Origin of the sequence: Blastopirellula sp. J2-11 (genome assembly GCF_024584705.1) — a bacterium.
GTDB lineage: Bacteria > Planctomycetota > Planctomycetia > Pirellulales > Pirellulaceae > Blastopirellula.
On record NZ_CP097384.1, the window covers coordinates 1,717,939 to 1,743,637 of the forward strand.

The following is a 25,699-nucleotide window of genomic DNA, read 5'->3' on the forward strand; positions in this document are numbered from 1 at the left end:
GAAAAAAAAGTTACCATTGCGAGAGTAGAATTCTCTCAGCTTTTCAGGATATCGACCATGAGAAACGGCATCGTCCAGGCGCGTCATGCCTTGCTCGCACTTTTCGTTTTGTTCAGTCTTTGCTCTTTCGCAGCGGCTCAGAATAAGGATCGTGAAACGAAAGTTCGCAATGATCGTCGCGATATTCTGGCGGACGGCACTTGGCACTACAACGATCTCGCAGGCGCGACCGCTGCGGCCAAGATCTCTGGCAAGCCGATCCTGGTCATCTTTCGCTGCATCCCCTGCGAAGCGTGCGCCCAGCTTGACGAAAAAATCATCGAGCGCGATTCGGCGGTGCGCCGCATCATGCAAGAGTACGAGTGTGCCCGGATTGTGCGGATGAACGGCGTCGACTTGGCGAAGTTTCAATTCGACTACGATCAGTCGTTCGCCGCCTTTTTGATGAACGCCGACGGTACGATCTATGGTCGTTACGGAACTCGTTCGCATCAAACCGAAGAAGAGGGGGACGTTGCGATCGAAGGCTTGGCGGCAACGCTTGAGAAAGGATTGATTCTGCACCAGATTTATCCGCTGAACAAAGATCAGTTCGTCGCTAAGACCACCGGGGATAAGCCGCCAGTTTCGTCGGCCGAGAAGTTTCCGCATTTGAAAAAACGGGACTTCGGCGAAGAGCTCGACTACGACGGCCAAGTGGTGAAGAGCTGCATTCATTGTCATCAAGTGGGCGAAAGTTATCGGGTCAATTATCGGTCCGAAGGGAATCCGATTCCGCAAAAGATCTTGTTCCCCTATCCCCATCCGAAGATTCTCGGCATGATCATGGATCCCCAAACTGCCGCGACTGTCAAGCAAGTGACGCCAGACTCGCCGGCGGCGAAAGCCGGAGTCCATGCCGGCGACGAGATCCTCTCACTCAACGGGCAACCAATTCTTTCGATGGCCGACATCCAATGGACCCTGCATCATCTGCAAGAGGAAAAGTCGCTGGAGGTCAAGTTGCGCCGCGGCGAGAAACTGACCAAAATCGATTTTCCACTTCCGCCAGATTGGAAAGAGCAGGGGGATATCTCATGGCGCGTCACCAGTTGGGATCTGTCGCGTCAGGTCTTGGGCGGCATGCGGCTGAAAGATCTGGAGTCCGAGGAGCGGAAAACGCTGGGACTGGGGGACGATCAGCTAGGTTTAAAAGTGCGCCATGTCGGCAAGTATGGCGATCATCGGGAGGCGCTCAAGGCCGGCGTCCAAGTGGACGACGTGATTACCTCGATCGCCGGTGTCAACGAAAACCTGAATGAATCGAATCTGCTGGCCAGGCTCGCCAATGCGACGAAGCCTGGACAAGAGGTGGAAGTAACGCTGCTTCGCAACGGCAAATCGCAACAGACGAAGATTCGCCTGCAGTAACGCCGATTTACGAGACGTCGTGAAACGCTTTGCTGACGCAACCGCTATCGGCTTGCGAGACAGTCGCGGCGAAGTCGGCCAGATAGGCATGTTTATACCGCAGGTCAGGCGACTTCCAATGGGCGGCGCGAGTCGCCAACTCGTCTGCTCCGACGTGCAGCGTGATGTCGCCGTCGAGCAGATCAAACGAGATTTCATCTCCATCTTCGACCAACGCGATGGGGCCGCCGACCGCCGCTTCTGGAGCACAATGAACGCCGATTGCTCCGTGCGAGACGCCAGAGACCCGCGTGTCGGACAGAAACGCGACTTTGCCGTCCAGGTGCGGTACGGCCAAGGCCGCGGTTGCGACTAATACTTCCGGCATCCCCGAAGCGACCGGTCCTAGATAGCGCAGCACGATCACGGTTCCCGGCGTGATCTTGTTCGCTTCGACCGCGTCGACAATGTCTTTCGCTTCCGAAAAGCAGATCGCTTTGCCGCTAAATTTTGGATCACGCATGCTCGATACTTTGAAGACGACGCCGCCAGGCGCCAGGTTGCCAAAGCAGATCTGCATATCGGCGTATTCTTTGAACGGCTTATCCAGCGGCGCGATCAAGTCTTGATCCTGCGGTACTTCCGCCGCATCGGCGACGTTGTCGGCCAACGACTTGCCTGAGACGGTCAAGCACGAACCATCGACGATGCCGGCCGAGATCAGGTATTTCAGCAGCATCGGCGTACCTCCCAACTTGTGCAGGTCGTACATCGTCCGTTTGCCGCGCGGCGCGAAGCTGCACAGGACCGGCGTGTTGCGGACAATCCGCTGCAGGTCGCGCAAGGTGAAATCGACCTCGGCTTCTTGGGCCAGCGCGATCAAGTGCAGCACGCCGTTGGTCGAGCCGCCCACTGCAGCGATTACCGCGGCCGCATTTTCAAACGCCTTCTTGGTCAAAATATCGCGGGGGCGAATGTTCTCGGTCAGTAGATGTTTGACCGCTTGGCCGATGCTGCGGCATTCTTCACGTTTGGCGGGATCTTCAGCCGGGATCGAACTGGAGTAAGGAAGCCCAAGCCCGATCGCTTCGATCGCGATTCCCCAGGTATTGAAAGAGGCCGCGATGCCGCAACCGCCGGGACCGGGACAAGCGGTTCGCAAGATTTGATCCGCTTCATCCGCTGTCATCGCGCCGACCGAAGCCGCCGCTTGGGCGTCGTAGACATCCAAAATCGACGTATCGCGACCCAGATGGCAACCAGGTTTAATACTGCCGCCGTTGACAATCAGCCCGGGGTAGTTGAGCCGAGCCAACGCCATGGCGAAGCCGGGGCCGTTTTTGTCGCAATTGTGGAGCCCGATCAAAAAGTCGTAGCCATGGGCGCTGACGACGCATTCGGCCGCATTGGCGATCATATTACGCGAGGGAAGGCTGGCGTTGCCCCCTTCATGTCCTTGCGTGATGTTGTCGCTGACGGCCGGCGTGCCAAACGGAAACCCGATCAGTCCCGCTTGCTCGCAGCCTGCTTTCAACTCTTGGCCCAGTTGATAGGCGTGGACGTTGCACAGGTTGCCGTCCAGCAGCGGCACGCCGATCCCGATTTGGGGTTTGTCAAAATCGGCGTCGGTCAGCCCCAGACCATAGTAAAAAGCGGTGATCCCTTTTTGCCATCCACGCGTTAAACGGCGACTATTCCAATTGAGGGGCTGAGACATGCGGAGAGTTGCTTTCTAAGGTCGTAGGGCGGGGAAGGGGGGGAAACTGCTAGTATCGCCCACGGCGCGACAACGCTCAAGTTCCCCTGCAATGGCGGAAAAAATTCCGTAGTTGCCCGCAATGCAATTGTGGGGAAAGGGGCTGTTTGCGAATGTCGAATTCTGTGATTTCAATCCGTCCGCTGCCGCCCGATCGCCTGTCGGATCATCGGACCGGATCCCGTTTTTTGGGGACGGAAACCTTGGACAGGACTGGACCTCGTTTTTTTGGGACTGAAACCTTGGACAGGACTGGCCCTCGTTTTTTTGGGACTGAAACCTTGGACAGGACTGGACCTCGCTTTTTGGGGCTGAAACCTTGGACAGGACTGGCCCTCGTTTTTGGGGGCTGAAACCTTGGACTGGACAGGATCGCATTGTGTGAATTCTTGTAGGGGGAGTGGAGCAAAAACCGCATTCGATTCCGCCGCCAACAATCCACACGATAGGTTGGCGCAATCCACCGGAACTTGCTCGTCGATCTGGCGTCATCGGTGGGTTGCGCAAGCGGTGATGTGGTTCGAAATTGGTGGCTTGAAATCGCTTGCTTCACCCACCCTACCGCGCAGCAAAACGCCGCGTCGTTGATATGGTTGTCCAACGAGTGATTGCGCATCGATTATTTTTCCTCGGCGTGTAATCGACCCCAGTTCCGTGCGCTTCGTCAAGAGACAATTTTTGCCCTGCTGCGATAAAAAAAGCCGCGACTGTCACAGGCGACAGTCGCGGCGTGGAGACGGCCTCATCTCGGTTCACAGCTTTGTTTACTTGGCTGTTACTTCGATTTTGCGCGGTCGCGCTTTCTCGGCTTTCGGAATGGTGACGTTCAAGATGCCTTGGTGATACTCGGCAGTGACTTTGTCTTCTTCCACCGGCGAGCTTAAGCGTAGGCTGCGCTCGAACTTGCCGTAGGTATGTTCGACGCGATGAAACTTCTTGTCATCCGATTCTTCCACTTGTCGCCGCTCGCCGGCAATCGTCAACAGGCCTTCTTTCAGTTCGACTTGAACCTCTTCGGGCGCCATTCCCGGAATCTCGACCGACACTTCGTATGACGTTTCTGTCTCGGCGACATTCAAGGACGGCGTCCAAGCGGCGACGGCCGACTGTACATCGGTGTTGAGCAATGTTCCGAAAAGTCCATCCATTTCTCGGCGCAGATCAGAGAAGCTGCGCGGCTGATACATCGTTAAACCTCGGACCATGGTTGGTTCCTCCTTCTCGAATAAGAACGAAAACCGATCGAAGCGGGCGAACGCTTGTTCGCCGCTTGCTTACCATCGCTTCGATGCTTGGTGACGCCTTGGTAAAAAGCAATCTGCGTGCCAATTTTAAAGGGGTTTTCGCAAGTGCAATCGTGAATGGGAGTTGCGACCGGCGATGTTTTTCGACTGTAATTTTGACCGTGTCAATTTGGCGGCGGCGGCAGTTTTGTTAAGAACCGATTTGAAAACGAAGAAGTTATGAAGGGAATCGGCATGGCGGGTAAGGAAGCAATCGTCAAGTCGGAAAAGGCCGATAGGATGAGACGATTCGTGCTGATTTTCCCGATTCTCTCACCAAGAGACATCCGTTGCCCGATTCCCGCTTGATCGACGATTCGGCGATTTGGATTATCGTACCGGCTTACAACGAGTCGGCTCGCATTGCCAAAACGCTCGCGCCGCTCTGCGGCGCGTTCCCCAATATCGTGGTGGTCGATGACGGCTCGGCGGATGACACCGCACAGATCGCCGCCAGGTCGCCGGTTTGGGTTCTGCGGCATCTGATCAATTCGGGGCAAGGGGCGGCGCTGCAAACCGGCATCGATTTCGCCTTGCGGCAAGACGCTCAGATCATCGTCACCTTCGATGCCGACGGACAGCATGACGCCGGCGACATCTTGCGCCTGGTCCAACCGATCCGCCGCGGCGAGGTCGACGTCACGTTGGGCTCCCGCTTTTTAGGCAAGACGATCGACATGCCTTGGACGCGGCATGTAATGTTGAAAGGGGCTGTTTGGTTTACCCGCGTCTTTTCGCAGATCGCGGTGACCGACACGCACAATGGTTTTCGCGCGATGTCGCGTAAAGCGGCGCAGACGATTCGGATCACGCAAAATCGGATGGCCCACGCATCGGAAATCTTGGATCAGATCCGCGAGTTCCAATTGCGGTTTTGCGAAGTGCCGGTCACGATTCGGTATAACGTTGCAACTCTCGAAAAGGGGCAGAGTAACTCGGCCGCGGTGAAAATTGCCGCCCAGTTTCTGCTCGGGAGGCTTGTTCGTTGACTCCGTTTCAATGGCTTGCGATCACTTTCATCATCGGCGCCGCTTGTTACGAGTTGGTGAACATTCGTCAGCAGCGTGCGGTCCGTTTGTTCGGACTGTTTCGCGGCGTCATTTGGTTTGCAGCCGCTCTGGCGATTCTCTTTCCGAATCAAATCGGCCGTTTGGCGAGTCTGGTGGGAATCGGCCGCGGCGCCGACGTCATTCTCTACTCGTTCGTCTTGATCTTCATGGCGACGACCTTCTATTTCTATTCGCGCTACCTTCGACTACAGCGACAGATCACGGATCTAGTCCGCTACCTGGCGATTCAAGAAGCGAGTCGCGGCGCTGAAGAACAGACGCTCGAAGAAGGCTAGAACAGAGCGCTGAATCGATTGTGCAAGGGTTCGATGGAAAATCAAAACAGATCGGTCTCTCGCTGGAGAGTTCTTGGTTTTGCGTTACTGTTGGCGATCGTCGTCTGCATCGCCTATGGCAACAGCTACTCTGGCGGTTACGTCTTGGATGACGCTCGATATCTAGAGCTGGATCAGGCGCCCGAACTAGCCAATTTGTCGAATCGACTTGGCGCGGTTGCCGCTGGTCGCATTCGCTCGGTTGGCAATCTTTCTTTCACCCTGAATTATCTGCTGATCGGCGACGAACCATGGGCGTTTCACGTCGGAAATTTTCTCGTTCATGGGGGGACGGCGCTCGTCTTGTTCGATCTGGTTCGACGTTTGCTGTCGGCGCCCTATTTTCAGGATCGGTACTCGGCCGTTGCAACCGAGTTAGCGTTTGTGGTCGCTTTGCTGTGGGCCGTTCACCCGCTGGGGACGATGGCGGTCACCTATCTGATACAGCGTTATGAATCGCAAGCGGCGCTCTTCTATCTATTGACGCTCTACTGCGTTACGCGGAGTTGTTTGGCGAATGATTGGCGGTGGGCCGCCGCCGCAATTGCGATGTGCGGTTTGGCGGTAGGAACCAAAGAAGTCGCGATCTCGGCGCCGCTGATAGCGATTGCGCTCGACCGAGCGATCTTCGCGTCCTGCTGGAGCGAACTGCTGCGAAAACGGGGTTGGGCTTACGCCGGCATGTGGATGGTCACCGCCTATGTGACGGTGAAACTTCAACCAGCATTTCAAGCAGGGACAACCCTTCATACGTCGGTCACCGGCGCCGATCACGTTACGCGTTGGGAGTACTTGTGCACCGAGTCGCAAGTCATCACGCATTACATCCGCTTGGCTCTGTTTCCGTATCCTCTTTGCTTTGACTACGAGTGGCCGATTGCTCGACATTTTACTGACTATTTTGCAACCGGACTGTTTATTGTTGGGCTGCTGATCGCGACAGGATACGCGCTCTGGCGTTGGCCGCCGATCGGCGTTGTGGGGTTGTTGTTCTTTTGCGTCTTGGCGCCTTCGTCCAGTTTTGTACCGATCGCCGATCCGGCGTTTGAATATCGCATGTATTTGCCGTTGGCTTGCATTGTGCTATTGGGCGTCATCGGCGGCTACGAACTTTGGCGACGCTCGTCAGCAGCCGCAAATCGCTCGCTACGACATCTGCCGATCGTGTTGACGTCGATTGTCGCGATCCTGTTTGTGGGCATGACGCTCCAACGCAATCGGGTTTATCGATCGGCCGAAACCGTCTGGCGAAGCGTCGTCGAGCTTCGCCCGGATCATGTTCGCGCCCATCACAACCTGGCGAAGATATTGAAAGACGACGGCCGGATCTCCGAAGCGATCGCGATCTTAGGAAACTCGCGTGCACGAATCGTAGCTCGTAGCGGTTCGACGGCGGCGATTGATATCGAACTGGGCGAAATCGCCGCACGCACCGAGGATTTTGCGGAAGCGCAGCATCGCTTTCGGCTGGCGATTGACAAATTGTCGAAACAGAAGTCTCCGACCAGTGAGACGCTCCGGCTCGATGCCGAAGCGCATATCGGGCTGGGCGCTTTGTTGCAACAACAAGGGGATCATGCCGGCGCCGCCGAAGCGCTGATCGCGGCGACGCAACGGCGGCCTGATTGCTATCCCCAGGCGCACGGCATGGCCGGAGTTTCCTTGCGTGAGCTAGGGAAGCTTGATGAAGCAGAGCGGCAGTTAGACAAAGCGGTGATGCTGACGGGGCCCTCTCAGCCATGGCGGCGCGAGTTGGGGATTGTTTATTTTCAGCAAGGTCGGCTGCGCGAAGCCGCCGATGCGTTTGAGAATTGGCGGAAGCAGGCGCCTGACGATCTCGAAATTACGCTGCGTCTGGCCTGGCTGCGAGCGGCGGCGTCGCCAGGGGAAGTGCGCAATCTGGCCGAGGCGAAGCAACTGACCGAATCGTTGATCGCGCGGCTTGGTCCGCAACAGCAACTGCTAGATCTGGCCGCGACCATTTTGGCCGCCGAAGGAAAATACGCCGAAGCGACGCAGCTTTGCCAAAACGCGATCGCCCAGCAGCGGCAGAAAGGGGGCGATCCTGGTCCGATGGAGTCTCGGCTGCAGTTGTTTCAGAATCAGCGTCCGTTTCAATCGGCTCAGCCGGACGAACTTTATTGACAGTGGCGCAGTAGCACTTTGGATGTTTTGCGACGCAAAGTTGACTCAATCAAAATGGCTTCTCTAACCGGCGACGCAAAGTGTAATGATTCGACGAATCTTTTCGCCGGATTCGCGCAAGATTGGATGAATCGCAGCAGAATATGTCGACGTGACAATCGGTGTCGACTACGATCGGCTCGTTAAGCGAACTGCGCGAATTTTGGCCACGTTCGCTTCCCGATCGTTGTTCCTCCCCCTTGTCTCTGATCGGAGTTGGCATCTATGTCTCCTCACCAACTTGTGTCGCTTTGGCGGCGCATTTCGGGAACTGCTGCGCAGTTGAAGCGCCGCCGAACCGAACGCTTTCATCCCCAAATTGATTATCTGGAACGTCGCGAAGTCATGGATGGCGATCCGGCTGCAAGTCTCTTTCCGGCGCCGATCGCGGACCCGGATGCCCCGTTTGTCGTTGACGGCAGCGCAGGCGAACAACGCCTTGGATATACCGGCGACTCGATTGCGATCCTGGAAAATGGGGACTACGTCGCCGTCTGGATCGACAGCAGCACGCCTGGCGAATATTCGATTTATTTGCAGCGCTACGCAGGCGTCCAAGCCGGGGATCCGTTGGATCCCGCTCGTACGGACGTTGGCGTTGCCGAAGGGCCGCGCGTCTTGTTGACGACCAGTCCGCACCAGATTGATACGGTTCAGGTCGTCAGCAACGCTTCGGGACAATTGGTCGTTGGTTGGCGAGAAATCGACGGAACGCAGTTGCCGTTTCGGATGCAGCGAATTGACGCTGATGGAACGATGGTCGGCGGTCAGGTCATCGTTGGCTATCAGCAAGCGAATGAGCCGACCTTTGCGATTAACGATTCTGGCCAAATGGTCGCTGTTTGGAACCAAAACAGCATCATGAACGGCGTCGCTTTTGATGATTTTTACTTTGACGAAACGACGACAACCGGTTCCACCTTCACCGTGCGGACCGATCAAGCGTCGGCGACCGGACAGGAAGTCGCGATCGACAATAATGGACGCTTTATCGTCGCCTGGTCGGCCGCAAGTTCCGCTCAAATCCGCTATCGCCGCTTTGATATCACCTCAGGCGGCGTCGTCGCAGTCGACGTCACCGAGGTCGCGATCACCAACCCGGATTTGTACAACACCGTTCGCTATGATTCGCCGGACGTCTCTGTCAACGATGCAGGCGAAGTCGCGATCGTCTACACGCGGCGAATTCCCTCGGCCGGCAGAAACGCGACTGGATTCCGACCGGCATACGACAATAAAGAAGAAATTGTCGTGCAGGTCTTTTCCGGCTTCGGCACGGCCACGCTGACCCCCGCTTCGGGCAACGCCGCCGTAACGCCGACGCTTCCCAGTTTCGCCAATGAGATCATGGTCACAGGCACGGATCAACATGGCGTCACCGGTCGTCAGCGGTTCGCACGCATCGACATGGACCAACACGGCAATTTTGCGGTTGGCTATCAAGAGCTGTTGAACAGCGATGTGCTGGCCAGCTATTATCTGGTGCAATACGCCAAGCAGATTGACAACGGCAGTTGGGTCGGCTTCCAGAAGGCGGCGACGGACGTGATTGGACAGACCGATCTTTACAACGGTTCTGCAGCGGTTGAATTGAGTCTGGCGATGAACAGTCGCGGCGACATTGTCACTCTGTTTACTTCGGGAACGGAAACGGTCAGCGGCGACGAAGTCGATATCTTCGCGCGGCGGTTTGGGTTCCAATTGCCGCAGGTCACCGATCCGCCGGTCGATCCTCCCACGGTCGTCTTTACGCCGGAGCAAGTCGTCGGGTATGGCGGCAGCGGGCAAGACCAAACGCCAGATGGTCTGGCCGTCTCCGAAGATGGCTCGACGCTGACGCTGACCGGCAATACCTGGAAGCAAGTCCTCGGTTCGTTTGTGATTACCGAGTACACGATTCTCGAGTTTGATTTTGATCTGCTGAGCGAAGGAGAGATTCACGCGATCGGCTTTGATGTCGACGATGAGATCGCTCCAGACATGATGTTCCGCATTGCCGGAACGCAAGATTGGGGAATCGACGCAACGTCGTTGCGTGTGGAAGGGACCAACAAGGTTCGGATTCCGGTCGGTCAGTTTTACACCAGTACCGCCGAGAATCCATTTACGCGGATCGTGCTGATCAACGATGACGACGGCGACGCTTCGGCTCAGTCGTCGTTTTCCAATATTCGCCTGTTTGACGATGTGCCGACCACGTCGATCAATATCGGCGGATCAGACGTCGCGGCGGACGTTTCGTCTTATGGTGAGAACCAGGACCATGCGATCAACCAGGTGACGATTGATAGCGAGACCAATTCGATCACGATCGAAGGGAACGCGTGGAAAAAGATCAATCTGCCGGAAGATATCGTGATTACGGAAAACACGATCCTGCAATTTGAATTTAACGCGGAGATCTTGGGTGAAATTCACGCGATCGGCTTTTCCAACGATCCGCTAAATATCACGCCGGAGCAAACGTTCCGCATCGCCGGTTCGCAAGACTGGGGGATCAACGCGACCAATAACGATCGGTTGCTGGTCGATCATGACAATGATCCAGCGACGCCCAACGTCTTTCAGATTCCGGTGGGGCAGTTCTTTACCGGCTCGTTTGATTTTTTGACGATCGTCAATGATGACGATGTCGACGCTTCGGTCAAATCAACCTTTTCCAATATTCGCTTGTTTGAAGCGATTTCGACAACATCCCTGAATATCGGCGGATTGGACGTCGCAGCGGATATCTCGACTTACGGCGGCGAGCAAGATCACGCGGTCAATCGGGTGACGATCGATAGCGAGACCAACTCGATCTCCGTCGAAGGGAACGCTTGGAAGAAGATCGATCTGCCGGAAGATATTGTGATCACGGAAAACACGATCCTGCAGTTTGAATTTGACGCCGAAACGTTGGGTGAAATTCATGCGATCGGTTTCACCAACGATGCGTTGAATATCGCTCCCAATCAAACGTTCCGCGTCGCCGGTTCGCAAGACTGGGGAATCAACGCGACCAGTATTGATCGTTTGCTGGTCGATCATGACAATGACCCGGCCACGGCTGACGTCTTCCAGATTCCGGTGGGACAATACTTCACCGGCTCGTTTGACTTTTTGACGATTGTCAACGATGACGATCTGTCCGACGCGGTCAAAGCGACTTTCAGCAACATCAAGATCTTTGACGCAACCTATACGCCCACGGTGACTATCAACGGCGTTGCGGGTTCCGTCGAGCTCATGAGCTTCGGCGGCGCTCAAGACACCGCGCCCAGTATCGTCGGCATTGACGGCGATACAATCCGGATCGAAGGAAACGGCTGGAAGGCGCTGGCGCTCGATGGCGGCGTGACGATCACGCCGACGACGGTGTTGACCTTCACCTTCGAGAGCGACTCGATCGGCGAGATCCATGGGATTGGATTCGCGACCGAAGCGACTTTGGGGACGGCCGATCCCAGTCACAGTTTTCAGACCGCTGGTTCGCAAAACTGGGGATTGAACGCCAAGACCGACGCTTCGCCGTATATCTCGATCGTCGGCAATACCTGGACGATTGAGATCGGCAAGTTTTTCACCGGTAACTTTGATTACCTGACGTTGATTTGTGATGACGACGCAGATGGTTACGCCGTCAGCCAGTTTTCTGGCATCACGATTTCCAACAGCTAACCAGTTGGAGAATCTCCCTGTTTCTCAGGCGGGCGGCTCGTTCTGTGAGCCGTCCGCTTTTTTTCTGCGCGGCCGTCTGGCAAAATCAAAGCCAGCACGGAAGCGCCGCGACGTCGTTCTCCGACCAGCAGACTTGTTTCTCGTTATCGCCTTGCAAAGGATCTGTCGATGCCTGATCAGCACCAGCAAACAAATCAATCGTTTTATGACCGCATTAGCGGCGCCTACGATTTTATCGCCGACTCTAGCGAGCATAAGGCCCGCGAGATGGGCCAGAACGGCCTGAATTTGAGGCCCGGCGATCGGGTGTTGGAAATCGGTTTTGGCACCGGCAACTCAATGATCGACTTGGCGAAGCTGGTCGGTCCGACCGGCAAAGTGATCGGCGTCGATATCTCGCCCGGCATGCAAAAGGTGGCCGAAAATAAGATCGCGAAAACCGATCTGGGCGATCAGATCGAACTGCATATCGGCGATGCGCGAAATCTTGACTTTCCGCCCCACAGTTTCGACGCAGCGTTCATGAGCTTTACGCTCGAGTTATTCAACGAGCCTGATATTCCGGTGGTGCTAAGCGAGATTTTGAAAGCGCTGAAACCTGGCGGCAAGATCGGCGTCGTCTCGATGGCGACCGTCAAAACCGGCGACAAAGCCAGCGCTCTCGAAAAGACCTACATCTGGATGCACCAGCACTTTCCCCACATCGTCGATTGCCAACCGATCGACGTCGTGACGCTGGTCGCCGAAGCCGGTTTCACGATCGAAAAAGAGCTTGATATGGAAATCTGGTCGATGCCGGTTCGAGCCGCGATCGGGGTCAAGCCGGAATAAAGGAACCGCTGGGAGCGCATAAAAAAACGGCGGCGAATGTTCTCGCCGCCGCTTCGCCTCTTGATTTTTGTTCGCCAGCGTCGCTAGGCGTGAGCCAATTCGTGTCCTGACTGCTTCCACGACTTGGCGCCTCCTTCGTAATCGCTGACGTTGGTAAAGCCTTGCGATTCGAGCTCCTTCGCCGCTTTGGTCGACGAGGGACAGTCTTCACTGGCGCAGTAAACCACAATCGGTTGACTCTTGCCGCCGACCGCTTGTTCCACCTTTTCAGCAAAATCATCTTGGTCGCGCGGGATGTTGATCGAGTCGGGGATATGCGTTTCGGCAAAACTCTCGGCCGGCAACGTATTGATCAACGTAATCGCTTCGCCGCGCTCCTTCAGGTTCTGCAGTTCGGCGGTTGTAATCGCTTTCATCACTCTACTCCTTTCACACCGTGTTTCCCGGCACTGACTTGAATCGTCGGCGTCGCATCGCGCTGGTTGCGATTCACGAGATCGCGGCGTGTTCTTCCCACGCGATTTTCTCGTGATCCTCTTCGCCCGACTTCGAACTCGTCTTCGTAAAGAGCGAGCGAACCATTCCTTGAACGCCGCGGGAATGATGTTTCCAATATTCGGCCTCGTGTACGTCGACCCGAATCAGCGCCAGGTTTGGCGTTTCTACTCCATCCGGGAACCAATCGTTCAGGTGATCGTTCCAGAGGGCTTCAATTCGTTTTTGGTCTTTCACCACTTCGGCGCGACCCGAAAGGGAGACAAAGTCGTCATGCGTCGGCGAACCGTAACAGACGTTGACCTGCGGGTTGGCGGTCAGTTCGGCGACTTTCGGATCATCGGCGACCGTCACAAACCAGATATCGCCATCAAACTTGTGGCCCGCCGTACACATCGGGCGACTACGCAGGTGTCCGCTACCGTCCGATGTCACCAGCATCGCGTGCCGAATATCATCGATCAAACCGCGCAGCGTATCGATTATTTGTTGTCGTTCATTCATGTTGCTCATGGCGATCTCCTTTTTGTACGAATAAATGCCAAGTCAAAGGTCAGCATCCAACGGCTGGGTATGACTCTGTAGGCGTATTGAGTGTTGGAAAGCGTAGCGACAAAACTAGGCCGCAATGCGCGTGCCGAATCCGTTTTTGGCAGGCCAGACCCGCAGAATAGAGGGATCGCGCACCAGGCGTCTGTTATTTTTGGCGGCATCGCATCCGCCCTGAACGCCGCGCAACCAGGCGCCGTCGGCAGATTGCTACAATGGCACGCAAAATCGATCCCAAGGAAAGCTGGGCGAAAGCAATGCAAATCACAGACCTGTTGGCCGACCTGCCGAAGAACCTGCCGCAAGAGTTAGTAGAGACGCTCCTACAAACCGACCAGCTGCGAATCGAACGAATCGTTTCGCACGCGCACGCTTCGCCGCCAAACTTTTGGTACGACCAAGACGAACACGAATGGGTCTTCCTGTTAACCGGCGCCGCACGATTAGAGATAAAAGGAGAAGCCAACCCCGTCGAACTGAACCCCGGCCAGGCCATCCTGCTGCCAGCCCATCAACCACACCGCGTCGCCTGGACGACGCCCAAGGAACCAACGGTATGGCTGGCGGTTTTTTATCGGTGAGGTGGGGGGAGCGGCTTGTTCTCGATTGACACAATTTCGGATCCGTCGTGACCTAACGCACTTCGTCACGCAATTCTTGATACCTACTTCGCCGATGCTGACACCGAAGCCGTAGCCAGCCAGACACTACGTTTGATTTCGTCTCACTACGGTGTGCCGGTTTAATTGGTTAATTTCCCTGAGGACTGCGAAGTGAGTTTGACATGCCCGTTCCGCCTGTCAGGCGCGGCAAGCGTCTTTTCTCCCACAGGTTCAGGCGTTGCCCCGCTGGGATTTTGCACTTCGCGATTTACCGTACTCTGTAGTCTTGGAAAGGCCAGCGTCTGTGATTGGTATCCCCGGGCGCTGGCTTCCGTTTTGGTTTGTCCTCTGAGTCAAATCGAGTTTTCAAACCGCATTCAGGGTTGGTTCTGTTATGTATTTCGCGGAGAAATGCGAATTTTTCGCTTAAGTGAACACTTGATCGGATATACCAATTGAGTGGCTTAGCTTCCCGCCATAGTATGGGCTTCGGTTGACTTTTTCGGTCAATGGATAATACTGAATGTATGTACACATTGGGGCGTGCGATGGCGAAGTCTGGCGGCACCAAGAAAAAGGCGTACTGGGAGGAATACTCAAATCTTCAACGCGTGAAACACGACTTGATTCAAGACTATTTGGGAGGCTGGTTTCCGAAGATCACCAAGTGGAATGGACGCGTTGTTTATATCGATACCCATGCAGGACGCGGAACGCACCTCAAGGGTGAACTTGGCTCTCCGTTGGTAGCACTTGATACGCTTTTGAACCATCGAGCCTTAGAAATGGTGACAAGTGGAGGAGAAGTCGTCTTCACCTTCATTGAGCATAATGCAGAGAACTTGGCCGCGCTTGAAAGTGAACTTAAGGCGAAAGAACCTTTGCCGAAAGGAGTTAAGGTTTATCCACACGAGGGCGATAGCTTTGAGCTTATTGATTCTTGGGTGTCGGAACTCGAAGCAGAAAATAAGTCGCTAGCACCCAGTTTTGTGTTCTGTGATCCTTTTGGATTTTCTGTGCCGGGGGAATTGCTACATCGCCTGATGAAGTTCAACAGGGTTGAACTCTTTGTGAACATCATTTGGCGCGAGCTAGACATGGCAATGGCGCAAGGGCGAAACGGGACCATTAAGGATGGGATGCGGCAAACGCTGGACCTTATTTTCAATGGTCATGACTGGCTCAATGAGATTGACGGTGAAACCTCGGACGAGCGAGCCGACCAGTGTGCAAACCTCTTTCGAGAAATTGTCGGTGCAAGATGGGGCACGTTTATTCGTATGGTGGACAATGGCCGAACTCGCTATTTTCTGCTGCACTTAACCAATCATGAAGCGGGCCGAGACCTAATGAAGAACTGCATTTGGTCGGCTTGCCCAGACGGCGGCTATTACGCTCGTAAGTCTGATGATCCAAAGCAGCAGCACCTAATCATGCCAGAACCGGACATGGGACCCATCGAAGACTGGGTCCGGTTTCAGTTGGTTCAAGGTCCAAGGCGATGGAAAGAACTTCACGAATTAGTGCGTGAAGAAGTTTGGTTAGAAAAGCACGTAAACGAGATTGTGCGAGGTCTCCGGAAGGATGGAAGCATTGTTGCTGAAGACTACGAAGGTCGCTTCAGTGCGAGCGCAAATCCACGCCTGAGACTTGTCTAAAAATTTGTAGGAGTATCGTCGATGAAGTCAAAAATTGAATGGACAGAATCGACATGGAACCCAATTACGGGTTGCAACAAGATTAGCCCGGGGTGCAAACATTGTTACGCGGAAACTATGGCCCTTCGTCTTAAAGCGATGGGTGCAGAAAAGTACGCGAATGGGTTTGAGTTGACGCTCCACAAGGATGTTCTCTATCAACCACTCAAGTGGAAGAAGTCGCAAGTCATTTTTGTGAATTCAATGAGCGACCTTTTTCATGACCATGTTCCGTTGGACTTCATTCAAGAAGTCTTTGACGTGATGAGGCGATCACACTGGCATCAATTTCAGGTGCTCACAAAACGGTCTAAGCGGCTTGCAGAAATAGCGTCAGAGATTGATTGGCCGTCGAACGTATGGATGGGCGTAAGTGTTGAGAATAGCGACTACACTTTCAGAATCGATGACCTACGCGTGACAAATGCCGCTATTCGATTTCTTTCTCTGGAGCCATTGCTAGGGCCGCTAGCAAATTTGAACTTGGATGGAATTCATTGGGCAATTGTTGGCGGTGAATCTGGCCGCGGGGCGCGACCAATCGAAAAAGATTGGGTGCTAGAAATTCGTGACCAATGCCAAGAAGCCGAAGTTCCATTCTTCTTTAAGCAATGGGGCGGCGTGAATAAGAAGAAGGCTGGAAGGATGCTTGACGGCCAGGAGTACAGTGCGTTACCGCGTTCTGTCGAGCCCGTGTTTGCATAGGCTTGGAATCTGCCCGACGGCCTGTTTGTTCGTCGGCTCTTTTGTCGCAATCTCGCTATTTAGTTTGGCAGTTGCTTTGGCGTCCCAAAAGAAAAAGGACTCGCGTCAATTAAATTTGACGCAAGTCCTTTATTATCAAGTAGCCGAGGCGGGGCTATCTCATTCTATAGCTAAACTCTTAGCTCGCTTACTCTTGCAAGCAAAAGACAAAAGCGGCTGATGCTGTAACTGATGCTATTGGCCATTTTCGACTTCGCTAGGTTATGCACGCCGACGTTTTTGCTGGGAAGCGTTTGACCGCTTGGAGTTACGCAGCGAGTTCGATGTCGAGTTAGCAGAACGACTAGACATGAGAGATATCGACGTCATAACAGAGTCGAGAACAGTTGCAACTAACGCTGGAAATTGAGCTATTTTCGCGTCTGCTTGAATGGAAAGGGTAGCGCGTATCAGAACGTCCGCAATATTGGACAGCAAGGACGAAGCGAAGCAGTCCGCGACTTGTTTATCCAATTCCGGTAAACGAAGGGGTTGCTGGAGTACAGAGACGCGCCACAATCAAATCCTGGAATAAAACACGCCGATCTGCAGCTAGTTGCATACCGGACATTTAATGACACTTTGTGACATTCGCGACATTTCCGGACAAATCCAAAATAACTGGAACTGGGGGTCGATACACCTCGGAGCAATTGCCATAATTAGCAAAGTCAGGTAGGCCGAAGCCGGCGAAAGTCGCCATCGGCCAAGACTGTAGTTTGAGACGAGCGCATAAAAAATGCCCAGACTCTTCATTCTTAAATCGCCAACTTTTGCACGGTGAGCGATTTAAGGATGTGTAAGCAAAGTCCAGGCGAACATCTTTGTAGAGTTCGCTGATCGACCCGTCAAGGCATTTGCGGCGTGAGTCTCCTTTCATTTTTCCATTGGAAGGAGTCTATCTATGACGACGGAATTTAAAGCTGAAGAGAAGATTCGCCTGCGAAAGGCGGCCCAATTCTACCCGGTCAAGGTCTGCGGCGAGACCGTCCGACGACATGCCCAAATCGGCGTAAATGGCCTCAAATTAGAGGCCGTGCGCGTTGGTGGACGGTTCTTTACCTCCCAAGGCGCCGTCGAACGCTTCAACCAAGCGCTCAACGAGCCATTGAACTAAGGAAGGGGCGTGGAAATGGATATCCAGAAGGTACTGCTGCGCCCAGAGGAAGCGGCCGAGGCGTTTGGGATTTGCCCCAGGACGTTGCGAAAGTGGGTTTGCGACCACGGTCTGCCGAGTCTAACCGTCGACGGCAACACTCGCTATTACATGCCCGTGTGTGAAGAATGGATTCGCACCAGAATGCAGGGAGGTACGCCAGATGCTAAAGCAGGCGATCGATCTAGCGCCGACGCATGACGTCGACGTTGAGGCCGGGACGATCGCCTGTAACTTGCTTAAGTGCGAACTGATTCAACTGCACCCGTTGCCGTTGGATTATTTCCATGTCCCCCAGTATCGCGAACTTTATAGCGTGATGCTGGAATTGGACGGCGAAGGCATTCCATGCGACGACCTGGCGATTTTAGTGGATCGGGTTACACGCCGCGGCTTCGATCGTGGCGACTTCGCCCCATTGATCGCGTCACTCTTGAAGCGAGAGCCGAACGCGTTCAACTTTGAGTATTACCGCGGAATTCTTGCGACTTGCTTTGAACGACGAAAATTAGAATCGCTGGCTTCTGAGCAGACTTCGCTATTGCAAAGCGGCGCCGATAACGCGACGATTCAGGCAATGCTGATCCGCCGTACCTCCGAAATTGAAGGGGGGACTGGGGGGCGGTCTAAAGGCTTCGACGCTTTTAGTTGTGCCGACTTGTTGGATTCCAATCAGACGCGCGATTGGCTCCTGCCGGGCGTCCTGACCCGTTTCGAGCCGGCGTTGATTGTCGGCCCGTCCAAATCGCTTAAAACGTCGTTCGCCGTCGACCTGTGCGCCACGTTGGCGACTGGGGGAAGCTTTCTAGGGAACTTCCCCGCGGAGCGGTCCTTTCGTGTCGGTATCATGAGCGGCGAGTCAGGACCGCAGACGTTGACTGACCTAAGCCAGCGATGGTCAAGGGCTGCCGGCGTCGATCTTCGCAGCATCGAAAACCTTGTCTGGTCGTTCAAGATTCCAAACCTTGCCGACCCGGCTAGCATGCTCGAGCTACGGCGCTGGATACGTTCCAACTCGCTCGAGGTCGTTCTATTCGACCCGCTGTATCTGATGGCCCCAGGCGCCGACCCTAGCAGCGTCTTCGCTATGGGGGCGATGTTACGGGAACTGGCGAGTCTTTGTCTCGATACCGGAGCGACGCCGATTCTTTGCCATCACACGAAAAAGTCGATCGAACCGCGCGTCTTGGAACTGGCTGATATGGCCGGCGCCGGCTGTCAGGAATTTGCGCGGCAATGGTTCTTGATCAACCGTCGCAAGTTGTACGTATCTGGAAGTGGATTTCATGAGATGTGGTTATCGATCGGCGGTAGTGCCGGGCATGGGGGATGCTGGGGCGTCGACGTCTATGAAGGCAAGTTAGACGACCCCAACGGGCGCCGCTGGGATGTCACGCTGTACGATCCGCGCGACGTCAAGGACTTGGAAGCGAAAGCCGAAATCAGCGTTGTTGATGACGCTCGGCGCCGGAAAGTTCGATCGGCTGTTGAGTTTCTTTGCGACCAAGATGCAACCAAATCGAAGATCAAATCTCACTCTAAATTGAGTGGTTCCCAGTTCAACGAAACATGGGAACAGATGGTCGAAAGCGGCGAAGTCATCGAGGACGGAACTGTCGAATTAGGTAACCACAAGCCAACCAAAATCTTCAAGTTAGGGGAAGGGTGGGAGACTAGGAATTCAAGACTAGGAATAGGACTCCCAACGTCGGTCGGAACAGCGGGACAGACGGGGGCCCCTAAGGGGGCCTCCCCGTCCTGTCCTCCTGTTCCTCCGACTGGCGACGACTGCGGGAAGAGTAGGACAGGACAAAATGGAATCGACCCAGGCGTCGACTGGCACAAGTTCCCAGCCGATTCCATGGAAGGGGCGACGGCATGACCACGGACCGACAGCGAAACCCACACGCCAACTTGCCGCGCGGCGTTCCCGGCGACTGGCAGACCGGGCCGGCTTTGGGCGACCGATGGCCATTGAGTTTTTGCGATGCCTTGCCGGCGTTGGTATTGGTTGCGGCGAAACCGCGGTCGGACTTCTGCCGAGGCGCCGCGGTCATGGTGGATCGTAAGACGATCAGGAACCGGATGGACGTAATCCCCGCCATGGGCTTGAGGCAGCGGGAGGGAACGGACGGACTATCTCTAAGGATGGGGTGAACGGGGGGAAAACCGTCTTATTGAAAGACGATAGAAGGACCCGGCGAGGTGGGGGGGCGTGGGGCCTGTTGAATCTTGCTTTTGTGGCGTTTCCCCTCCCGAATTGCGCGGTCGAATTACATCGCCCATCCAAGTGAACGCTGCAAAGAAAAAAGGCCTCGCCACTGATCCGAATTGCCTGCTGTCAGAACGTAGGGCGGGAAAATGAGGGTGGGTCCTTCCGACGGGGACGGGGGGCGGTTGAGGAGATTTGTTTGCGTGTATCTGCGATACAGTCCGTCCGCCCCTTTGGGGAAAATTGAATCCACTCTAGTGTGGCATAGGAGAATCGTAGGGGGTATAACTTTGAAGCAACGCTAAAGTGCATACTCGTGAATTCGAGGCGTTAATGAAACGCGTTTACTCCTATTTGCTCGATTGTCTTCAGCCATGGATATGTGCACATTCCTGGATTGTAAAAAAAGGGAGCCCTGTCTTTTTAAACCCGGTATTTGGGGCGTTTTTGACGTTCTCCATTCTTTTTGCGGGCGGGTTAGGATCGATCTTCAGTGATGATATTCGTGATGCTGTTCCATTTCATTGGGTATGGCCTTGGGAACCATTCAAACTCGCCTTGGGACCGAGCGTATTCTGGGTTGCCTCTTTGTTCTCGGCGTTGCTATTTCTTTTTCGACAACAGGCGACAGATATAGCACGGGGTGATGCTCAGAGGGAAGTTCGGGTCGCGGCTGACGAACTCAAAGCGCAGTCGGAAAAACTAGAAGTTCTAGTTCGTACAATGCCCCCAGAGAACTTTCTTTTGGAGTTCGCCCAGCTTTACGCCAAATCTGATTCAGCCATTGATACAGTCCTTGGGACGAGAACAGCCGCAGCTAGTCGCGAGGACATAGCATTGGCAATTCGTCAGTTTCTGCGCATGATCGCGCTCCTAGCAAAAGCGTTTGATGGGGAGCGGAAAAATGGGCGATATGCGGCCAACATAATGTTGTTTCGGTCGAGTGCATGCATTACTCCCGATTGGACTGAAGAAAATGATGAAAAACTACTTTTTTGCGACAGGTCGATTGATCTGCAGAAATGTCAAGGAGTGCTGGAGCTGATGCCAGAATTCTCAATGACTATCACGGGTGATGTTGAACCTAGTCCAGATGCAAAAGTGAAAAAGATCGTCCTACCAATTCCGGCAAAGGCAAAAAACGCTAAAGGGAAATTGTTAGTTCTGCCCGGTGCTCCAATGGCTTTTGAGACTTGCGAGCCGTCGGGCATAAAGGATGTCCGTAAGGAGCTATGCGAATGGATGCAGGCAGAAGGGGATTTTCAGCAATTCGTGGTCGATGAGATTCACGATTACTTTTCGCATCATGCCACAGTCCGAAGTTTCGTTTCCATACCTCTCATTTCATCGGAGGTGCTCTGTGGTCGGGCTGAACCGCAAGGCTGTAAGCCGATCGGTGTTCTAAACATTCATCTTGATCAGCCTGGACTATTGCGTACGGAAGGCATCAATCCTCAAATGGTGTCGCAAGTGTCAAATTTCAATGCATTAATTCAGCCATTTATTTTGAATTTGATAAAGTTGCTGCGTAAAATCTCCGATCAAGATCGGTTGGCCGCAGATCCGCTTCCGAGTTCGGTCACGGAATCGACTTCGTGAGGCATGCCACGTATAATTGGTTTGTAAAAAAGGAGCTTACAAATGACTACGCAGGATCAGCATGGAGAGTCTAAAGCCCGATTGGCTTTGCTTGAGCTAGGGCAGTTTATTACCCTCCTGGAAACTGGACAAAGCCAGCCGCGTAGCATCGTCACGGAACATCATGGTCATTTTCAGGTGTCGATTCAGAACGGGACGACGCAAGTAAGTTCGCCAAGCGAAACTGAGCCTTCTAAGTAAAGAGTCAGGACTAGCCATCGGTACGCTTTATTAAAAGTACCTACATATTGCTAGCAAGGGATTGGGGCGTGTCTCAATACCCCCAGTCCTCATGCCGAACCGGCAACCGGTTCAGCACCTGCCGGCGATGCTTCCAGTCTGGTAGATACCGCCCCATCAGCTTCTGAAAGCGGTCGTTGTGCGTCGGTTCTAGGATATGGATCATCTCATGCACGACGATGTATTCCAGGCACTCTGGCGGCTTGCGGGCTAGGTCCGTGTTTAGACGGATTGTTTGGGCGTTGTGGTTACAACTGCCCCAGCGGGTCTTCATGCGTCGTACGTAGAAGCCTGCTACTTCTACGCCGATCTTGGGTTCCCATTTGGCGAATAGGTCGACTGCGGCCGACTTGACCAGTTCGCGGTACCAATCTTCCATGATCTGACGTCGTTTCAATTTGCTGGCCCCAGGTCGAACCGTCAGCACTAGGCGTCGGTGCCTTTGCTCGATCATCGGGGGCTGATCGGCTTCGTGAACCGAAAGCAGATAACGCTTCCCCCAGACGTAATGGCTTTCACGTTCTAGATAGTCGCGCGGCGTTTCGCGTTCTTGTTCGCGTAGCTTCCGCTGTTCCTTTTTGATCCAGCCTAGTTTTGAGATCGCGTACAGGCGTAGCGAGTCAATGCTGGTGCGCCGGGGGGCGGCGATGCGTACGCGTCCTGACGGGGGATGCACGCTTAGATGGACGTTTTTGATGTCCTTCAAGACGACATCCACGGCCATTTCGCCCAGTTCGATCGTGGTCATTGGTATTCCCGCTGGGCTGAGATGACCAAGAACAGTTCGTTGACTTGGTCGACGTCCTGCAGGATAGCGTACAGGGCCGCTTTGATCACTTCCTCTTTTGCCTGCACCCCTAGCCACCCATCGGGGCGAACCTGTTTTACCGTGTCGTCAATCTTGATCGCCAACTCGACTCGTTCGCGGCCTTGCGACGTCTCGCCGGCATCTAGCACTTGCAACAGCCGGTTGAAGATTGCCCGCTTGCCCGGCGAGTCTAACGCTTCCGGCGTGTCGCTGGTCTTGCCGGCGCTCAACGTCTTGGTCAGTTCGGCCATCCGCTTTAGATAGGCTTCGTACGACAGCGCCTTTGCCTTGCGAGCGGCGATAATTTCATCCAGCAGCGCCGACATCTTTTCATAAAAAGCCGGGTCGCTTAGTTCTTCCTGAATGATCTTGCTGCGGACGTTGTTCTCGATCGTCTCGGCAATCGCAGCTTCGTTCCCTTTCAGGCCGGCTAGGCGCGAGTTAATCGCTTCGGCCATCCCGGTAGAGTTGATCAGGTCCAGCAGGCCCATCTCGTCAAAGGGGGAGATCTTCCGCGGCTGGTCGGCTTCGATATAGGTATCGATCAAATGCCGCATGTCGGCTTCGTACGGCTTCAGGTCAAGCGTTTCGCCGGCGGCGTTGCGGATCGTGTCGCGCATCTTGACGTAAAAGTCCAGCCGCTCCTTGATTCGCTCGATGTCGGCTTCGCTATAGCCGGCGTCGGGCAATTCATCGGCCAAATTAGCGTAGGCCCGCAGTAGCGCGACGACTCCTTTGTAAAGCGCCGTCCGCTGCGGTTCGCGCTCTTTCAAGTCGCTGGGGATCTCGGTATTTCCGCAAAAGTAGTGAATGTACTGCAGTTCACTTTGCGGAGCTTCAACCGGTTCGCACAACAGCGCCAGCGCCTCGATCGCATTGTCGATTCGATCTTTCCCTTTCGCCAGCCGATCTTGCATCAGCACTTCGGGACTAGTCCCGCCGTCGGAATCATCCAATTCCGAAGTATAAACTTGCAGGGCCCCGGTTCCTTGCTCGTTGATCAGGTTTTTGAAAAGGTCTTGATAGTCGACGATATAACCAAAATCTTTATCTTCGCCGTCTAAACGATTCGTGCGGCAGATCGCTTGAAACAATCCGTGGTCGTGCATTGATTTGTCGATGTACAAATAAGTACAGGCCGGAGCGTCGAAACCGGTCAGCAACTTATCGACCACAATCAGCAACTGCATATTGGCCGGCTCTTTTACAAACAACGTCTTGGCGGCGTCTTCGTAGGACTCGGTCTTGTTCATGCCCGGTTTCGCCGGTACGTTTTTCAGCAGTTCCGTGTAGGTGTCAAAGATGAATTGCTTGTCTGTCGGCGTATTCGCGCCCGATTCTTCTTTGGTGATATCTTTGTTGAGCGGATTGTACGACGTGATGACAGCACAGCGATCTTTGAAGACCGTTTTTTGGAAGAGCTCGAAATACTTACAGGCCTCGTAGATGCTAGACGCGACAAGCATTGCGTTGCCCCGTTTGCTCGAGAGCCGCGGCTTGACGCTAAAGTCAAAGATGATGTCGCTCACTACTCGTTCCATACGCGAGCGCGAACTGAGGACGTTTTGCAGCGTTCCCCATTTGATTTTCAGTTCATCCTTTTGCCAGTCATTCAGGCCCTTGGTTTTCGCTTCAAACCATTGATCGATCTTCTCTGGGGAGCCGAGCTTTTGATTGATGTCTCGGGCCTCATACACCAGGTCCAGCACTACTTCGTCCTCGACTGCTTCGCTGAACTTGTACTGGTGGATGTATGTTCCGAAGACTTCCCGACTCGTTTTCTTGTCCTCTTTCAGCAAGGGAGTGCCTGTAAAGCCAATGAAGATTGCATTGGGCATAATCGTCTTCATCAACTTGTTCAAACGGCCGTTTTGCGTTCGGTGACACTCGTCCACAAATACGAAGACTTCGCCTACCGTCAGACTTGGCTTCGCTTCTAGTTCTTGAATGTAGGCCTCAAACTGCTTGTCACTTTTCTTCTTCCCTTTCTTCGTATCCAGACCAAACTTATGCACCAGCGAGCACAACAGTCGCGGCGTCGGTTCTGCTAGTTGGCTCATCAGGTCGCGGCCGCTGTTGCTGCGGCGGATCTTTTCGCCGCTGTCGGTAAAGACTCGCTCGATCTGTTTATCCAGTTCATCCCGGTCAGTAATGATCACCACTCGCGCTGCGGCGTTGTTTTCTAAGATCCATTTCGCCAGCAGCACCATCGTGATGCTTTTGCCGCTGCCTTGGGTGTGCCAAATGATACCGCCGCGGCGGTCGCTTACGTGCTCTTGCGCTTTCTTGATGCCAAAATATTGATGCACGCGGGGTAGCTTTTTTATGCCCCCGTCAAACAGCACAAAATCGTGCACCAGTTCCAGCAGTCGCTCTTTGTCGCATAACTTCAGCAGATACTTGTCGAGCTTGTACCGCGAATTGTCTTCTTCGTCTTCTTTCCACTTCAGGAAATATTTTTCCTCGGTCTTGATCGTGCCGTACTGCAAGCCTTCGGAGTCGCTGCCGGCGAAGACAAATTGGATTGTGCTAAAGAAGGTCTCATTAAACTCGGGGAGCTGGTTCGACAGGTTTTGCCGGATGCCGTCGCCGATGCTGGTCCGGCTGTTTTTTAGTTCGATCACTCCCAGCGCGATTCCGTTGACATACAGCACCAGGTCAGGCCGGCGTTCTTGTCCGCTGGTCAGCGTTACCTCTTCGGCCAAGGCAAAGTCGTTTTTCGATGCTTCGGCCCAGTTGATCAGATGGACGGTTTCGGTCACTTGTCCCGCCGCAGTTTTGACCGGCACGCCGTAGCGCAGCAGCTTGTAGACTTCCTGATTGTTGCCGTACAGACCGCGGTTGCGATTGTTGGCCTCGGTCGTCAGGCGATAGATCGCGATGCTGATTTGGGCCGGCGTGTAGCCTGCGGTGGTTAGATAGTCAGTCAGCAGCTTTTCTTCGATATTGCTGTTGCCGCCGCGGTCTGACCAATCGCCCAAGAACCGATAGCCGAGTTCATCGAGAAAAAGGCCGATTACGCGGTTTTGCGTTTCGCGTTCTGACTTGCCGATGACGTTCATGGTGACTTT

General features: G+C 54.2%; 19 protein-coding genes. 13 read left to right on the plus strand and 6 right to left on the minus strand.

Going from position 1 to position 25,699, the window contains the following annotated elements:
• Positions 1-57: 57 nt before the first annotated feature.
• Positions 58-1,410 carry a Trx7/PDZ domain-containing (seleno)protein gene (locus M4951_RS07105; RefSeq protein ID WP_262025787.1) on the plus strand — a complete coding sequence of 451 codons (1,353 nt, stop codon included), beginning with the start codon at positions 58-60 and terminating at the stop codon, positions 1,408-1,410.
• A 7-nt stretch (positions 1,411-1,417) separates the two neighbouring features.
• Here M4951_RS07105 and M4951_RS07110 read toward each other — a convergent pair whose 3' ends face one another.
• Positions 1,418-3,106, minus strand: coding sequence for a dihydroxy-acid dehydratase (locus M4951_RS07110; RefSeq protein WP_262025788.1), 1,689 nt, complete (start codon positions 3,104-3,106; stop codon positions 1,418-1,420).
• Positions 3,107-3,909: 803 nt separating this feature from the next.
• The gene (locus M4951_RS07115) at positions 3,910-4,350 is read right to left on the minus strand and encodes an Hsp20/alpha crystallin family protein (protein ID WP_262025789.1); all 441 of its coding nucleotides are present in this window, start codon (positions 4,348-4,350) and stop codon (positions 3,910-3,912) included.
• 368 nt (positions 4,351-4,718) lie between these two features.
• On the opposite strand from M4951_RS07115, the gene M4951_RS07120 reads away from it, so the two are divergent.
• The 5 genes from M4951_RS07120 to M4951_RS07140 all read left to right on the plus strand — a co-directional run bounded on the left by M4951_RS07120 (position 4,719) and on the right by M4951_RS07140 (position 12,487).
• A complete protein-coding gene (locus M4951_RS07120) occupies positions 4,719-5,417 on the plus strand; it encodes a glycosyltransferase family 2 protein (RefSeq protein ID WP_262025790.1) in 699 nt (232 codons plus the stop codon).
• Entirely contained in the window at positions 5,414-5,773 is a 360-nt protein-coding gene (locus M4951_RS07125) for a DUF2304 domain-containing protein (protein WP_262025791.1), read from the plus strand. Before M4951_RS07120 ends, M4951_RS07125 begins: the two co-directional genes overlap by 4 nt.
• A gap of 33 nt (positions 5,774-5,806) precedes the next feature.
• A complete protein-coding gene (locus M4951_RS07130; protein ID WP_262025792.1) occupies positions 5,807-7,957 on the plus strand; it encodes a tetratricopeptide repeat protein in 2,151 nt (716 codons plus the stop codon).
• A 264-nt stretch (positions 7,958-8,221) separates the two neighbouring features.
• The gene (locus M4951_RS07135; RefSeq protein WP_262025793.1) at positions 8,222-11,656 is read left to right on the plus strand and encodes a hypothetical protein; all 3,435 of its coding nucleotides are present in this window, start codon (positions 8,222-8,224) and stop codon (positions 11,654-11,656) included.
• A gap of 168 nt (positions 11,657-11,824) precedes the next feature.
• On the plus strand, positions 11,825-12,487 hold the full coding sequence (locus M4951_RS07140; RefSeq protein WP_262025794.1) for a methyltransferase domain-containing protein: 663 nt from the start codon (positions 11,825-11,827) through the stop codon (positions 12,485-12,487).
• 83 nt (positions 12,488-12,570) lie between these two features.
• Here M4951_RS07140 and M4951_RS07145 read toward each other — a convergent pair whose 3' ends face one another.
• A complete protein-coding gene (locus M4951_RS07145) occupies positions 12,571-12,903 on the minus strand; it encodes a rhodanese-like domain-containing protein (protein WP_262025795.1) in 333 nt (110 codons plus the stop codon).
• 73 nt (positions 12,904-12,976) lie between these two features.
• Positions 12,977-13,495 (minus strand): pyridoxamine 5'-phosphate oxidase family protein, encoded by a 519-nt coding sequence (locus M4951_RS07150; protein ID WP_262025796.1) that lies wholly within the window; start codon positions 13,493-13,495, stop codon positions 12,977-12,979.
• 251 nt (positions 13,496-13,746) lie between these two features.
• On the opposite strand from M4951_RS07150, the gene M4951_RS07155 reads away from it, so the two are divergent.
• From M4951_RS07155 to M4951_RS07180, 7 genes are all read left to right on the plus strand, one after another.
• The gene (locus M4951_RS07155) at positions 13,747-14,112 is read left to right on the plus strand and encodes a cupin domain-containing protein (protein ID WP_262025797.1); all 366 of its coding nucleotides are present in this window, start codon (positions 13,747-13,749) and stop codon (positions 14,110-14,112) included.
• A 569-nt stretch (positions 14,113-14,681) separates the two neighbouring features.
• Entirely contained in the window at positions 14,682-15,791 is a 1,110-nt protein-coding gene (gene tcmP, locus M4951_RS07160; RefSeq protein ID WP_262025798.1) for a three-Cys-motif partner protein TcmP, read from the plus strand.
• 21 nt (positions 15,792-15,812) lie between these two features.
• Entirely contained in the window at positions 15,813-16,535 is a 723-nt protein-coding gene (locus M4951_RS07165) for a DUF5131 family protein (RefSeq protein ID WP_262025799.1), read from the plus strand.
• A gap of 943 nt (positions 16,536-17,478) precedes the next feature.
• Entirely contained in the window at positions 17,479-17,691 is a 213-nt protein-coding gene (locus M4951_RS07170; protein ID WP_262025800.1) for a DUF1580 domain-containing protein, read from the plus strand.
• A 15-nt stretch (positions 17,692-17,706) separates the two neighbouring features.
• Positions 17,707-17,931, plus strand: coding sequence for a helix-turn-helix domain-containing protein (locus tag M4951_RS25630; protein WP_410050421.1), 225 nt, complete (start codon positions 17,707-17,709; stop codon positions 17,929-17,931).
• On the plus strand, positions 17,894-19,612 hold the full coding sequence (locus tag M4951_RS07175; RefSeq protein WP_262025801.1) for an AAA family ATPase: 1,719 nt from the start codon (positions 17,894-17,896) through the stop codon (positions 19,610-19,612). The genes M4951_RS25630 and M4951_RS07175 overlap by 38 nt, the downstream gene beginning before the upstream one ends.
• Positions 19,613-20,275: 663 nt before the next feature.
• On the plus strand, positions 20,276-21,541 hold the full coding sequence (locus M4951_RS07180) for a hypothetical protein (protein WP_262025802.1): 1,266 nt from the start codon (positions 20,276-20,278) through the stop codon (positions 21,539-21,541).
• A 313-nt stretch (positions 21,542-21,854) separates the two neighbouring features.
• On the opposite strand, the gene M4951_RS07185 is transcribed toward M4951_RS07180, so the two are convergent.
• A complete protein-coding gene (locus M4951_RS07185; protein WP_262025803.1) occupies positions 21,855-22,568 on the minus strand; it encodes a M48 family metallopeptidase in 714 nt (237 codons plus the stop codon).
• Positions 22,565-25,690 carry a type I restriction endonuclease subunit R gene (locus tag M4951_RS07190; protein WP_262025804.1) on the minus strand — a complete coding sequence of 1,042 codons (3,126 nt, stop codon included), beginning with the start codon at positions 25,688-25,690 and terminating at the stop codon, positions 22,565-22,567. The genes M4951_RS07185 and M4951_RS07190 overlap by 4 nt, the downstream gene beginning before the upstream one ends.
• Positions 25,691-25,699: the final 9 nt, after the last annotated feature.